A 13,993-nucleotide genomic window follows, 5' to 3' on the forward strand; every position below is an offset into this window, starting at 1 on the left:
GGCCGGACCCTGCCGTCCAGGCGATTGCCTGTCAATTCATCTAAGGTGCAAATGATTTATTCCGATTTGGAACAAATCATTTGCTTGCTATGCGCGGTCGCCCCGAGGCCGATGCGCTAAAACGCGCTTCGATCAGCTTTTCCAGGCCCTCGATCAGTGGCATGTCGATATGTTCCTGCAGCTCAATGACGGGGCTTTCGGCACCGCTGCGAATCGCGGCCGCGCGGGCCTCTGTGGTGGAGATTTGCCGCGCGCAGTCGAAGGCATCGTCACGGCTTTTGAACATCCGGCGTTCACCACCGCCATTGACCGCATAACGGCCTTCGTCGGGTTCGGTGACGAAAACCGTCACCGTCTGACGCACCTGCCCTACAACCGCGCCCACCGCATTGGCGACCCCGGCGTGAACCGGCACGAAACTTTCGACCTTCAGCATGGCTGCGATCGCCGGATAGTGAACCGGAGCGGAAGCGCCGAGAGCGACGAGCGGTCGGTCAAGTGTGACGCCGAAGCGAACAAATCCCGGCGTGCCGCTCAACGCGCGGTCGATGAGAGTTGATGTGGTGGCGTCGACGCCAGTCATCCCCTGATCCGCCATCAGCGCGGACAGAACAACCTCGGAGCTCTGTCGGGTGAGTCGCGCCGACACCTGTTCGGCGAACATCGCAGGCGTGTCAGCAACAGCGCGCCCTGAACCCGATTTGCGGCGTGCAAGGATCTCCGCACCCAGACGCGCGGCCTGCTTGTTCCATTGATCCTGCCGTCCCAGAACATGCATGGCGTCGGATGGTGTAAAACCGGAAATCAGAACCAGGCCGCGGCTGACCAGCCGGTCAAGCGTTGCCCTTTGCGCGGTGCTCGACAACACCACGTCCAGCGGCTGCGGTTCAAGCCCGAGCTTGTCATAAAGCGCCGCCTCCTGGGGCGCCAACCCTGCCGCCATTGCATCGGGCAGACCAGTGCGCACCGCAAACCGGCCATCCTGACGCCCCGGATAGGAAGCCCGCAATTGCCGCTCGAGCACCGGAAGAACAGCCTGTGGCCAAAGATGTGCGGCCAGACTCAGTGGCATCAAACGGCGCGGGCCAAGGGTCATGCCTGCGTCCAGACCGCCCTCGTCAAGCCGCACCTCGGAATCCCCCCCCAGCCCGAATGTGTGCATCGCCACCGCCTCGACCATGGTGCGATAGCGTCCGACCGTGGCGCCTTCGACATCGAGTCGGGGATGGCCGCCATCCAGCACCGCGATGTCAGTTGTAGTACCGCCAATGTCCGAAACCACGGCATTGTCGAGACCGGTGAGATGGCGCGCGCCCACCAGGCTCGCTGCCGGACCTGACAGAATCGTCTCGATTGGCCGCAGCAGCGCCTCGTCGGAGGAAATCAGCGCCCCATCGCCGCGCACCACCATCAATGGCGCGGTAATGCCGCGCTTGCCCAGATAACCACTGGTCGCATCGATCAACCGGGCAACCATCGAGATCAGCCGCGCATTCAGCAATGTCGTCAGCGCCCGGCGCGGGCCGCCAAGCCGGGACGACAAATCATGACTGCAGGTCACCGGCAACGCCGTCCGCTCCCGAATCAGGGCGCGCACGGCGATCTCGTGAGCCGGATTGCGGACAGCAAAATAGCCGGCGATCGCAACTGCAGCGACATCATTCGCCAACTCGTCGAGACGCGCCTCAAGCGGGGCCAGGTCAAGCGGCGTTTCGCGGCCATGCACATCATGTCCGCCGTTGAGATAAATCACCGGATCACTGCCCAGGGCTTCGGCCAGGCCGTCACGCTTGAGGTCCTCGGGGGAAAAGCCGATCATCACCAGGCCCGCGCGGCCGCCTTGTCCTTCGACCAGCGCATTGGTGGCCAGCGTGGTCGACAGCGACACCAGTCTGATGCGCGCGGTGGCGCCGCCGATCTCCGACAGCACCGTTTCAACCGCGCCGGCAACGCCCACGGCCAGATCATGACGCGTGGTCAGCGCCTTGGCCGAAGCCAGGATGCCTTCGCTTTCGCTGTAAAGCACCGCATCGGTATAGGTGCCACCGGTATCAATGCCGAGAAACAGGGGGGATGTCATGTCTGCGGTCCAATCAGGCACTTTGGCGTTTTCTCTCATCACCTTGTCACATAGAATGGTTTGTCATGCGGACGCCATACCCTTTTCATGGCGCTCAAGGTCAGATCTGGGAGGGCCGCTTTCGGTGAGACCGGTTTATCGGCGACTGACCTGCATCGGCAGCCCGCCCTCGGGTTGGGTGGTGAGTTTCTGAACCGGCCAGGGCCTGGTTTCGGCAACGCAATCAAAACGGTACCTGGACAGCAATACGCCAAGTGCGATCACCGCCTCCTGAAGCGCGAAGGTCGCACCGATGCAGATACGCGGCCCGACACCAAACGGCAGATACTGATACCGATCGATCGCACCGCGATTTTCGGGCAGGAAGCGGGAGGGGATGAAGGCTTCGGGCCTGTCCCACAGCTTGGTATGGCGGTGCAATGTCCAGGGCATCACAAGCATCGTGGTGCCGGCTTCAATCGTCACGGTCTCGCCCTTGCCGTCATCCCACTGGTCATCCTCGATCGCCGCACGATTGATCGATGGCGCCGGTGGATAAAGCCGCATTGCCTCCTCAAACGCAGCCCTCGTCCACGGCATCATGTCGAGCCATTTGACCGGATCGGCCTCACTTGCGGTCACCACGTCGATCTCGGCTTCCACCTTCTCCCGGTCGGACGGCGAATTGGCCAGGCAATAGAGCGTCCAGCCAAGCGCCCGCGCCGTGGTTTCATGACCCGCGCCGATGAAGGTGATGATGTTGTCCTCGATCTCGTCGATGGTCAGTCCATCCGGACCCTGAAGCCGGATAAGCAAGGTGAGGAAATCCTCGGGCACGGCTTCCGGATCGGTTTTCATCAGACGCTGGCGGTCGGCCATGGTCTGTTTGACGATGTTCCTGAATTTGGCGAGCACAGTTCTGCCGAACAGCCGGCGGATGCGCGGCACCCATGAGGGCGCCTTGAGCAAATCCATCGGATCGACCCGGCCCATGGTCGAGAGCAGCTTTTCGATATCGCCGGCAAATTCCGCCTCGGTTCCGGCAACCTGCCCCGAGAAAAGTGTGGCGGAGAGAATGTCGAAAGTCAGTTCGGTCATGTCGACGGCGATGTCACGGACTTCACCGCTCGCCGCGGCGGTTTCGTAGCGGGTGGTGAAGGCGCGGGATTGCTCCAGCATCTTCTCGGCGAAGCCCTGAGCATGGCGTGGTGTGAACACCGGCGCCATGGCCTTGCGCGAGCGCCGCCAGGTCTCGCCTTCCGCGGTCAACAGACCATCGCGCAGGATCGGCCGCAGAATCAGCTGGCGGATCGTCGCCATGCGGTAGTTGCGCGCGTTGTCGACAAGCACATGGCGTACCAGACCGGGGTGGTTGACGATCAGCGTGCGTTCGTTGAAAAACTTCGTCTTCATCCATTGCAGCCGGAAGGACGGCTCGCCCCACAGCTCAAGCGGATTGCGCATGACGGTGCGAATGATCTCAAGCCGCGACGGCGGTGTCGTACGCGGCACCGGAGCCGGCGGCACGAACGGGCGGGTGATGACGGACATGAAATCTTCCTTTCTGGTTCCGGCCTTTGGGTCCCGGCAGGTTCATCCCCATATATGCATTCCAAAACCCACAATTCCATGGCGTCGCGGATTTGGTTTTCGCCACCTGCCCGCCTATACTGAAAGTTCGTATACGCGGTGATTCGTTGCCGCATTTCCCATCTTTTTCAGCCTGGCACAGCCGCTCTGGACCGAAAGACCTGCATGATGAATGATACGCCCGAGACAATCCCGACCGTGGAGGCCGAATATGGCGCCGAATCGATCAAGGTTCTCAAGGGCCTGGATGCCGTGCGCAAACGGCCGGGCATGTATATAGGCGACACCGATGACGGCTCCGGCCTGCATCACATGGTCTACGAAGTCGTGGACAATGCCATCGACGAAGCGCTGGCAGGCCATGCGGACCGCGTCACCGTGACGCTCAATCCGGACGGATCGGTGACTGTAACAGACAATGGCCGCGGGATTCCGACCGACATACACCAGGGCGAAGGCATTTCCGCGGCTGAAGTGATCATGACCCAGTTGCATGCTGGCGGCAAGTTCGACCAGAATTCCTACAAGGTATCAGGGGGCTTGCACGGGGTTGGCGTTTCGGTGGTCAACGCGCTGTCGGTCTGGTTGAAGCTGGTTGTCCGGCGCAAGGGCAAGATCCACGAGATCGGTTTCACCCACGGCGTCGCCGATGCCCCATTGAAGGTTATCGGTGATTGCGGCGACGAGACCGGCACCGAAGTGACCTTCATGCCCAGCAGCGAAACGTTCACGATGATCGATTTCGATTTCGGAACACTCGAGCATCGTCTGCGCGAACTGGCGTTTCTCAATTCCGGCGTCCGCATTCTGCTGGCCGACCGGCGTCATTCCGACGTCAAAGAGCTGGAATTGTATTATGAAGGCGGTCTGGAAGCCTATGTGCGCTATCTCGATCGCTCCAAGAAACCGCTGGTCGTCGACCCGGTGACGCTCTTGGGCGAAAAGGACGGTATCGTTGTTGAACTCGCCATGTGGTGGAACGACAGCTACCACGAGAATGTGCTGTGCTTCACCAACAACATCCCCCAGCGCGACGGCGGCACACACATGGCCGGTTTCCGCGCCGCGCTGACCCGGCAGATGGTGGCCTATGCCGACAATTCCGGCATGACCAAGAAGGAAAAAGTGTCGCTGACCGGCGATGATTGCCGCGAAGGCCTGACCGCGGTCTTGTCGGTGAAAGTGCCTGATCCGAAATTCTCGTCGCAGACCAAGGACAAGCTGGTGTCGTCGGAGGTTCGGCCCGCCGTTGAAAATCTGGTCAACTCGACGCTGAGCGCCTGGCTTGAGGAGCATCCGGCAGAATCGAAGATTCTTGTCGGCAAGGTTATCGAAGCAGCCGCCGCGCGGGAAGCCGCACGCAAGGCGCGCGAACTGGCGCGGCGCAAGGGCGCGCTCGACATCTCCTCGCTGCCCGGCAAGCTTGCAGACTGTTCGGAGAAGGATCCGGCCAAGTCGGAACTGTTCCTGGTCGAGGGCGATTCGGCGGGCGGATCGGCCAAGCAGGGCCGATCGCGCGAAAACCAGGCGATTCTGCCGCTTCGAGGCAAGATTCTCAATGTCGAGCGAGCCCGGTTCGACAAGATGCTGTCGAGCCAGGAAATCGGCACGCTGATCATGGCGCTGGGGACAGGCATCGGCAAGGACGAGTTCAACGCCGACAAGCTGCGGTATCACAAGATCATCATCATGACCGACGCCGATGTCGACGGCGCCCATATTCGGACCCTGCTGCTGACTTTCTTCTTCCGGCAGATGCCGGAGCTGATCGAGCGCGGCCACCTCTATATCGCCCAGCCGCCGCTCTACAAGGTTTCGCGCGGCAAGTCCGGCCAGTACCTCAAGGATGAGAAGGCGATGGAAGACTATCTGGTCACGACCGGTCTTGATGAAGCCGCATTGGAGCTTTCAACCGGTGAAGTGCGTATCGGGGCCGATCTGAAAGACACGATCACCGATGCGCTGAGAATGCGGGCGCTGCTGGAAGGCCTGCATTCACGTTATGATCATTCCGTTGTCGAGCAGGCAGCCATCGCCGGCGCCTTCAATCCGGAGCGGATTACCGATCCTGCCTCGTCGGAAGCAATGGTCGCGGAAGTCGCCCGGCGGCTTGACATGATCGCCGAGGAATCAGAGCGCGGATGGACCGGAGTCACCAGCGACAATGGGTACCGGTTTGAACGCGTGGTGCGCGGCGTCAAGGAATCAGCATATCTCGACTCCGGGCTGATCGGCAGCCAGGACGCGCGGATGATCGATCAGATGAACACCAAGCTGCGCGATGTCTATACCGAACCTCCAGTGCTGAGGCGCAAGGAAGGCGGAACCCAGATTTCAGGACCGCGTGAGCTGCTTCAGGCGGTGTTTGCCGTCGGCCGCAAGGGTCTGACCATTCAGCGCTACAAGGGCCTTGGCGAGATGAATGCCGAGCAATTGTGGGAAACAACGCTTGATCCGCATGCCCGTTCGCTGCTGCAGGTCCGGGTCAATGACGCGGTGGATGCCGACAGCCTGTTTTCGCGGCTTATGGGCGACGAGGTCGAACCACGGCGCGAGTTCATCCAGGAAAATGCGCTCTCGGTCGCCAACCTCGATATCTGATCGAACATCATTTCAGACGTAAAAGCGCCGCCGCCCCGAGCTGGAGCGGCGGCGCTTTTGCAACGCCAATTCTTGTATTCAGGTCAGCCGCGACCCTTCCAGGGCACCAGCCATTTCTCGGCCATGCGCATCAGGATGTCGATGCCGTAGCCGATGATGCCGATCAGGATGATGCCGAGAATCACGATGTCGGTGAGCTGGAACTTCGAAGCGTTGACGATCATCATGCCGGCGCCGCGATCGGCGGCAACCAGTTCGGCGGCAACCACCGTGCCCCAACAGACACCCATGGCGACGCGCGCTCCGGTGAAGATTTCCGGCAGCGAGTTGGGCACAATGACGTGTCTGAGGATCTGCCATTTCGACGCTCCGAGCGAATAGGCCGCGTGCACCTTGGAGATGCGCACACCCGAAACCCCGGCGCGCGCGGCAATGGTCATGATCCACAGCGCCGCCAGGAACAGCAGAATGATCTTGCCTTCCTCGCCGATGCCGAACCAGATGATGATCAGCGGGATCAACGCCAATGGCGGCACCGGACGCATGAATTCCACAATCGGATCGAACCAGCCGCGAAACCAGTTTGACAGTCCCATTGCGTAGCCGAGCGGGATGCCGATGATGCTGCCGATGACGAAGCCGACCAGCACCCGGCCGAGTGACGAGCCGAGATGTTCCCACAGCGAGACATTCTTGTAGCCGTCGCTGGCGATTTCACCCAGGCGGCTGAGAACGGCTTCCGGCGCCGGCAACCAGATCGGTTCCATCTGCCAGCCCTTGTCCGGCTTGATCGACAGGCTGCCCTTGGAGGTCATGGTGACATCGCCGTTAGCGAAACGCACCGTTTCGCCGGGTGCGACGGGTTTTCCATCAATGGCTACGAGGCTGTAGCTGTCTTCCTTGCCGCCAATGTCGTTTTCATTGGGGCGGCTGAGAACCGATCTCCAGGCGCCAATCTTCACCGCGTCATCCACCGCAAACGTGTGCGGCTTGTCAGATACTTCCGGAAGAGCCACCTCCTCGCCAACACGGTAAACCCGCATGTGCACCACTGCATCATCGGTTTCACCGCCAGCGTTGCGGGCCGTGTAGGTGAAGCTTGTATCGCCGACGAAAGGACCCGGCACATGCAAGGGCGTTATGACCGAGCCGGTGAAGGCGCCCCAGATGGCAAACAAGGCAATGATCGAGACCACCGACGCAAAACGGTTTGGCGACACAGCGCTTTCATCGCCGAAGGTCACGGTTTTCAGGCTGGTGAAGTCATGGATGTGGTGCCGCGAGCGCTCCCAGAACCGGTAGGCAAAATAGGCCAGCGCGAAGATTGCCAGATAGAGAAGAAAGACAATCATGCGGTTTCCTCCTGCCGGCCCATGATTTCTTCTTCCATATCCCAGATCATGCCGAGGATCTCTTCCCGGCGCTGGTTGAATTCGGGTTCCTTCTTGACCAGGCGCAGATCGCGGCCGACTCCCATCTCGGCAAAGGGCAAATTGTATTCCTGGTGAATCCGACCGGGCCGCGGAGCCATTACCAACAGCCGTTCGCCCAGAAGCAGCGCTTCCTCGACCGAATGGGTGATCAGTATGATGGTCTTGCCGGTTTCCTTCCAGAGCTTGAGCACCAGACCCTGCATCTTCTCGCGGGTCAAAGCATCGAGCGCGCCGAGGGGCTCGTCCATCAATATGACGTCCGGGTCGTTGGCCAAACATCGCGCCAGCGCCACGCGCTGCTGCATGCCGCCGGACAATTCGTAGATCATCTTGTCTCCGAAATCCTGCAGGCCGACCGTGCGGAGCAGATTTTCGACGATGGGTGTGGTGTGAGATGCCGGCTTGCCGGCCATGTCGGGTCCGAACGAGATGTTGCGGCGGACACTCATCCATTCAAACAATGCGCCTTGCTGAAACACCATGCCGCGCTCCGGGCCGGGACCGGTGACATGCTTGCCGTTGAGAGTGACTCTGCCGTCAGTGGGGGCGAGAAATCCGGCGACAATGTTGAGAAGTGTGGTCTTGCCGCAACCCGAAGGGCCCAGCACTGCCAGAAGCTCGCCTTTTGCCAGCTCCAGCGAGACATTCTTGAGCGCTTGAACAGATCCGCCATCGGGCAGGTCAAAGCGCATGGATAGGTCGTCAATCACCAGGTTGCCCATGGCTGCTCCAATCATTGAGAACAGGTGTGCAGTCGGGCGAACGGCCGAATGGAAATCCCGTCCGGCCGTTCGCTGATGCCCTGGCCTACATCTTGGCCGCAGCGGCGAGCGGACCGGTGTTCACGGCGCCATCATAGGTGTCACGGGAAGCCGGGATATTGCCCTGTTCCTTGAAAAAATCACCCACGCCCTTGAGAAACTCGGGCGTGGCCTTGCCCAGCCATTTGTCCGACAGCTGCGCTTCGACTGTGGGGAACTGGAATCCCTTCAGCGTGTCGGTCGCGTCTTCCTCGCTCATGCCTGCATCCTTGGCGATGACCGGCAGCATTTCCGCAGAATCGGTCAGCCATTTTGCATTCATGTCGGCGGTGACCTTGAGGAATTTGGCAAGAACCTCGGAGTTTTCGGCAGCGAAAGAAGCCGGCACCGATGTCACGTCATAGACCGAAATGCCGATGGCGTCCTTTTCCGCACCAGTCAGCAGCACGTTGCCATGCTCCTTCATGCGGCGAAGCGAGCCGCCCCAACCGCACACCATGTCGAGGCTGCCCTGGGCAAAGGCCGCCGCGCCATCCGGCGGAGCCATGTCGACGACTTCCATGGTGGAGACATCGACGCCGAAATGTTCCATCTGCTTGAGGAAGCCGTAGTGAGCGGCGGTCCCGATCGGGACGCCGACCTTCTTGCCCTCAAGTTCCTTGGCGCTGTCCTTGGTGATCTCCAGTTCGGTCTTGACCACGCAGTTGTCGTTGTCGTTGTAAACAACGGCAATGTCGGCAACCTGCAGGTCCTGGCCGGCGGATGTGGCAACCACGAAGGGCGGCACGCCCTGACTGACCGAAATATGGATATCGCCTGACGCCATGGCAGCCGACATCGCCGTGCCGGCGTCGAATGCTTTCCAATTGACTTTCATGCCAAGCGCTTCGTCATAGAGGCCCTTTACCTTGGCGTACTGAAACGGCATGGGCCATTCCAGGAAGTAGGCGACTGTGATTTCCTCGGCCTTGGCGACCGATGCGGTGGCCACCATTGCGATGCCGGCCAACAATGCTGAAATTCTTGATGCAGCTTTCATGTCCATGCTCCCCTGTCCGGGCCAGCGCTACGCCAGCCTTTCGATTGCAATTCATCGCCGGGCAGATTTGAGCCGACGACACTGTTCCCATCTTCGTGGCTTTTTTGTATTGTGATATGTGCCAGTAGGGTGAAGTCGATCAACTCGGGAGTCAAACCCATAGCGCCAATTTGACCATCCGCATTGTACCAGTTTCGTTCATTTGCCTCAGGTCTTTGGTTTTGTTCGGGTTTTTCTGGCCATATGGTTGAGTGGTCACTGGCCCTATTCACTTGCCAAGGACTTCGGCGATGGTTTTGACACCAAAGCTGTGTCCATCAATACTCTTCCCGGGAGGGACCTCTCATGAATCTGCCCATCCAGCCCAACGACATTCAGGCGGTCATAGAGGCTGACCGGTCTCATGTCTGGCATCATCTGATCCAACACAAGCCGTTTGAAACCATTGATCCGCGCATCATGGTCGAGGGCCGCGGCATGCGGGTCTGGGATGCGACGGGCAAGGAATACCTGGATGCGGTGTCAGGTGGCGTCTGGACAGTCAATGTCGGCTATGGCCGCGAGAGCATCGCCAATGCGGTGCGCGACCAATTGATCAAGATGAATTATTTCGCCAACAGCGCCGGATCGATTCCCGGGGCGCTTTTTGCTCAAAAACTGATCGAGAAAATGCCGGGCATGAGCCGAGTCTATTATTCGAATTCCGGATCGGAGGCCAACGAGAAGGCGTTCAAGATGATCCGCCAGATCTCGCATCGCCACCATGGCGGCAAGAAATACAAGATCCTTTACCGGGATCGGGATTACCACGGAACGACGCTGGCAGCGCTGTCGGCCGGCGGACAGCCGCAGCGGGTGGAGCAGTATGGTCCGCTGGCGCCCGGTTTTGTCATGGTGCCGCATTGCCTCGAGTATCGCAACCAGTACCCGGATGCGGAAAGCTACGGACTGGCTGCGGCAAACGCCATCGAAGAGGTGATCCTGCGCGAAGGTCCCGATACCGTCGGCGGTCTCTGCCTTGAGCCGATCACGGCCGGCGGCGGCGTGATCACCCCGCCCGAGGGCTATTGGGAGCGGGTTCAGGAAATCTGCGCGAAATACAATATCCTGCTGCATATCGATGAAGTCGTTTGCGGTCTGGGCCGAACCGGCGCCTGGTTCGGTTATCAGCATTACGGCATCAAGCCGGACTTCGTGACCATGGCGAAAGGCGTCGCGTCAGGTTACGCGGCGATTTCGTGCACCGTGACGACGGAAGCGGTGTTCGATCAGTTCAAGGACGATCCATCAGACCCGATGTCCTATTTCCGTGATATCTCGACATTTGGCGGATGCACTTCCGGTCCTGCGGCGGCGCTTGAGAACATGCGGATCATCGAGGACGAAAACCTCATCGAGAACACCCAGGTCATGGGCGCGCGTATGGTGGACAATCTTCGCGCACTGCAGGACAAGCACACGGTTATTGGCGATGTGCGCGGCAAGGGCCTGTTTGTCGGCGCGGAACTGGTCAGCGACCGAAGCACCAAGGAACCGGCCGATGAGAAAAAGGTTCAGGCCGTCGTGGCCGACTGCATGGGGCAAGGCGTCATCATCGGCGCAACCAACCGATCGCTGCCGGGGTTCAACAATGTGCTGTGTTTCAGCCCGGCCCTGATAGTCACAGCCGATGACATCGACCGGATCACCGACAGCGTCGACCAGGCGCTGACACGGGTGTTCGCATAACAAGGCCACCAGGGCGCCGTAGCCCCGACAAGGGATGCGGCGCGGCATTCGACCGCCTGCCGCATTCTCCCGCTTGCTTCTTTCGTCGGACCAAGTCTATCGATAAGCTGGTGAAAACCGGCTGGGCGATTGAATGTCGATTCCGATAGACACATTTTTTCTCGATCCGAAATTCGAGGGAACACTGCAGCAGAAAATCCAGAGGATGATCAGTGAAGGCGTTCTGTCCGGGCGCTTCATTCCGGGCGCCAAGCTGCCGTCGAGCCGCAAACTGGCCGCACATCTCGCAATCAGCCGGATCACCGTAACACTGGCTTACAGCGAGTTGGTGTCGGATGACTATGTCGTCGCCAAGGGACGCTCGGGATACTATGTCTCGCCGACAGCGCCACAGCGCAGCCGGTTCGATGCGCCGAAAGGGGTGATGGAGGACAAGGTAGACTGGAGCCGCGCCATCGGTCAACGCTATACCGGCCAGGTACTGGTCGAGAAACCGGTGGATTGGCGCACTTACCCGTATCCGTTCATCTACGGTCAGGCCGATGAGAGGATCTTCGATCACAGCAACTGGCGGCAATGTGCATTGCAGGCGCTGGGAAAACGGGAATTTGCCACGGTTACCGCCGACAGCTATGAGCGCGACGACCCGGAACTGGTCAAGTATATCGCGCTCAACACCCTGCCCCGGCGTGGCATTCAGGCCAAACCCGAGCAGATCCTTATCACCATGGGCGGACAGAACGCACTCTGGCTGGCTGCACAGGTGCTGCTCAATCAGCGGCGGACCGCCGTGATGGAAAATCCCGGCTATCCAGGCTTGCGGGTGGCGCTCAATCTGACCCGCTGCAATGTGGTCAGCGTGCCGGTTGATCATGCGGGGATGCGGCTCGACGCGCTGCCGGCGGAAACCGATGTGGTGTTCACCACGCCAAGCCACCATTGCCCGACGAGCGTCACGATGCCGCTTGAGCGACGGCAAGCGCTTCTCGAGATGGCGGCGCGGGATGATTTTCTGATCGTCGAGGATGATTATGAATTCGAGATGTCGTTCCTCAACCCGCCGGCGCCGGCGCTCAAATCGCTGGATGAAGAAGGCCGGGTGATCTATGTCGGTTCGTTCTCCAAGTCCCTGTTTCCCGGCCTGCGGCTTGGATACATGGTCGGTTCCGAGCCGTTCATCCGCGAAGCCCGCGCCTTGCGCATGATCATCGTCAGGCATCCGCCGGGACATTTGCAACGCACCGTGGCAAACTTCCTGTCACTGGGTCATTTCGATGCCCTGGTGGCGCGGATGGGCCAGACCTATCGGCGCCGGCGCGAAGTCATGCAGGAGGCAATTGACCGGCGCGGTTTGCACATCGCCGGATCGGACGTTTCGGGCGGGTCCAGTTTCTGGATGCAAACCCCGGACGGGATCGATGCGCGCGACCTTTCCCTGGCATTGAGACAACGTGGTGTCCTGATTGAACCAGGGCACTTCTTTTTTGAAAACCCCGAAGATGGCAGCCGCAATTTCCGGATTGCCTATTCCTCGATCGACAGCGCCAGAATACCTGCGGGGATCGATATCATCGCCGACACAATCGAGGCGTTCGGTCGCAAATGAAAACGGCCACGCACAAGGCGTGGCCGTTTTCAAAGACTTATCCGATTGCCTCAGACGGCACCCGTTTGCGGACGCATGTCATCGCGATTGATGCCGGCGACGACGACAGGTTTTTTCATCGCGTCACGGCGGAACGGTTCGCCCAGTTCCTGGTTGAGCAGGACTTCTATGAAGGTGGTCTCGCCATCCTTCATTTGCCGTTCCACGGCTTTGGCCAGTTCCTCGCTCAGGCTTTGCTGATCCTTCACCACAATTCCCTTGGCGCCGCAGGCCTCGGCGACGCGGGCATAGGAGGTATCGCGGTCGAGTTCGGTGCCGACGAAATTGTTGTCGTACCAGAGCGTTGTGTTGCGCTTTTCAGCACCCCACTGGTAATTGCGGAAGATCACCATGGTGATCGCCGGCCACTGATCGCGTCCGCAAGCCGTCATTTCATTCATCGAAATGCCAAAGGCGCCGTCGCCGGCAAAGCCGACCACCGGAATGTCCGGCTGGCCGATCTTGGCGCCGATGATCGACGGAAATCCGTAACCGCAAGGACCGAAGAGGCCGGGAGCAAGATATTTGCGCCCCTCCTCGAACGTCGGATAAGCGTTGCCGATGGCGCAATTGTTGCCAATGTCAGACGAGATGATGGCGTTTTTCGGCAGCGCTGACTGGATGGCGCGCCAGGCCTGACGCGGCGACATCAGATCAGCATCGCGCGCGCGCGATTCCTCATTCCAGACCGTGCCGGGATCATCGTCTTCATGATCGAGCGAAGACAGTTCCTGCGCCCAGCGCGATTTGGTCAGCGAGACCAGATTGCGCCGGTCCTGGCGATCGGCATCGCCGGCATCATCGGAGAGCTGGGCCAGAATGGCGCGCGCGACCTTGCCCGCGTCGCCTTCAATGCCGACCGTGACCTTCTTTGTCAGACCGATACGGTCGGCATTGATGTCGACCTGAATGACGTCGGCGTTCTTTGGCCAGTAATCGATACCGTAGCCCGGCAGCGTCGAAAACGGATTGAGCCGTGTGCCGAGCGCCAGCACCACATCGGCCTTGGCGATCAGCTCCATCGCGGCCTTGGAGCCGTTGTACCCGAGCGGTCCGACCGCGAGCGGATGCGATCCGGGGAAACTGTCATTGTGCTGGTAGTTGGAGCAGACCGGCGCATCAAGACGTTCGGCCAGC

General features: G+C 60.1%; 9 protein-coding genes. 3 read left to right on the top strand and 6 right to left on the bottom strand.

Going from position 1 to position 13,993, the window contains the following annotated elements; genetic code table 11:
- Nucleotides 1-76: 76 nt before the first annotated feature.
- Both ABJN75_RS20810 and ABJN75_RS20815 read right to left on the bottom strand, forming a co-directional pair.
- On the bottom strand, nucleotides 77-2,080 hold the full coding sequence (locus tag ABJN75_RS20810; RefSeq protein ID WP_348441515.1) for a hydantoinase/oxoprolinase family protein: 2,004 nt from the start codon (nucleotides 2,078-2,080) through the stop codon (nucleotides 77-79).
- A gap of 135 nt (nucleotides 2,081-2,215) precedes the next feature.
- On the bottom strand, nucleotides 2,216-3,610 hold the full coding sequence (locus ABJN75_RS20815; protein WP_348441516.1) for a cytochrome P450: 1,395 nt from the start codon (nucleotides 3,608-3,610) through the stop codon (nucleotides 2,216-2,218).
- A gap of 207 nt (nucleotides 3,611-3,817) precedes the next feature.
- Between ABJN75_RS20815 and gyrB the strand changes: the two genes are divergently transcribed.
- Nucleotides 3,818-6,250, top strand: coding sequence for a DNA topoisomerase (ATP-hydrolyzing) subunit B (gene gyrB / locus ABJN75_RS20820; protein ID WP_348441527.1), 2,433 nt, complete (start codon nucleotides 3,818-3,820; stop codon nucleotides 6,248-6,250).
- An 83-nt stretch (nucleotides 6,251-6,333) separates the two neighbouring features.
- On the opposite strand, the gene ABJN75_RS20825 is transcribed toward gyrB, so the two are convergent.
- From ABJN75_RS20825 to ABJN75_RS20835, 3 genes are all read right to left on the bottom strand, one after another.
- Nucleotides 6,334-7,602, bottom strand: a complete 1,269-nt coding sequence (locus tag ABJN75_RS20825; protein ID WP_348441517.1) for an ABC transporter permease subunit — start codon at nucleotides 7,600-7,602, stop codon at nucleotides 6,334-6,336.
- On the bottom strand, nucleotides 7,599-8,405 hold the full coding sequence (locus tag ABJN75_RS20830) for an ABC transporter ATP-binding protein (protein ID WP_348441518.1): 807 nt from the start codon (nucleotides 8,403-8,405) through the stop codon (nucleotides 7,599-7,601). Before ABJN75_RS20830 ends, ABJN75_RS20825 begins: the two co-directional genes overlap by 4 nt.
- An 85-nt stretch (nucleotides 8,406-8,490) precedes the next feature.
- Nucleotides 8,491-9,483 carry an ABC transporter substrate-binding protein gene (locus ABJN75_RS20835; protein ID WP_348441519.1) on the bottom strand — a complete coding sequence of 331 codons (993 nt, stop codon included), beginning with the start codon at nucleotides 9,481-9,483 and terminating at the stop codon, nucleotides 8,491-8,493.
- A gap of 345 nt (nucleotides 9,484-9,828) precedes the next feature.
- Here ABJN75_RS20835 and ABJN75_RS20840 point away from each other — a divergent pair, with 345 nt between their 5' ends.
- Together ABJN75_RS20840 and ABJN75_RS20845 are read left to right on the top strand one after the other, a co-directional pair.
- A complete protein-coding gene (locus tag ABJN75_RS20840; protein ID WP_348441520.1) occupies nucleotides 9,829-11,211 on the top strand; it encodes an aminotransferase class III-fold pyridoxal phosphate-dependent enzyme in 1,383 nt (460 codons plus the stop codon).
- Between the two features lie 133 nt (nucleotides 11,212-11,344).
- Nucleotides 11,345-12,817: a PLP-dependent aminotransferase family protein gene (locus tag ABJN75_RS20845; RefSeq protein WP_348441521.1), complete on the top strand. Its 1,473-nt coding sequence runs from the start codon at nucleotides 11,345-11,347 to the stop codon at nucleotides 12,815-12,817.
- A 50-nt stretch (nucleotides 12,818-12,867) separates the two neighbouring features.
- Here ABJN75_RS20845 and ABJN75_RS20850 read toward each other — a convergent pair.
- Nucleotides 12,868-13,993: sulfoacetaldehyde acetyltransferase (locus ABJN75_RS20850; protein ID WP_348441522.1), on the bottom strand; the 1,126-nt coding region annotated here is incomplete at its 5' end.

Source organism: Hoeflea sp. (assembly GCF_039975035.1).
Lineage (GTDB): Bacteria > Pseudomonadota > Alphaproteobacteria > Rhizobiales > Rhizobiaceae > Hoeflea.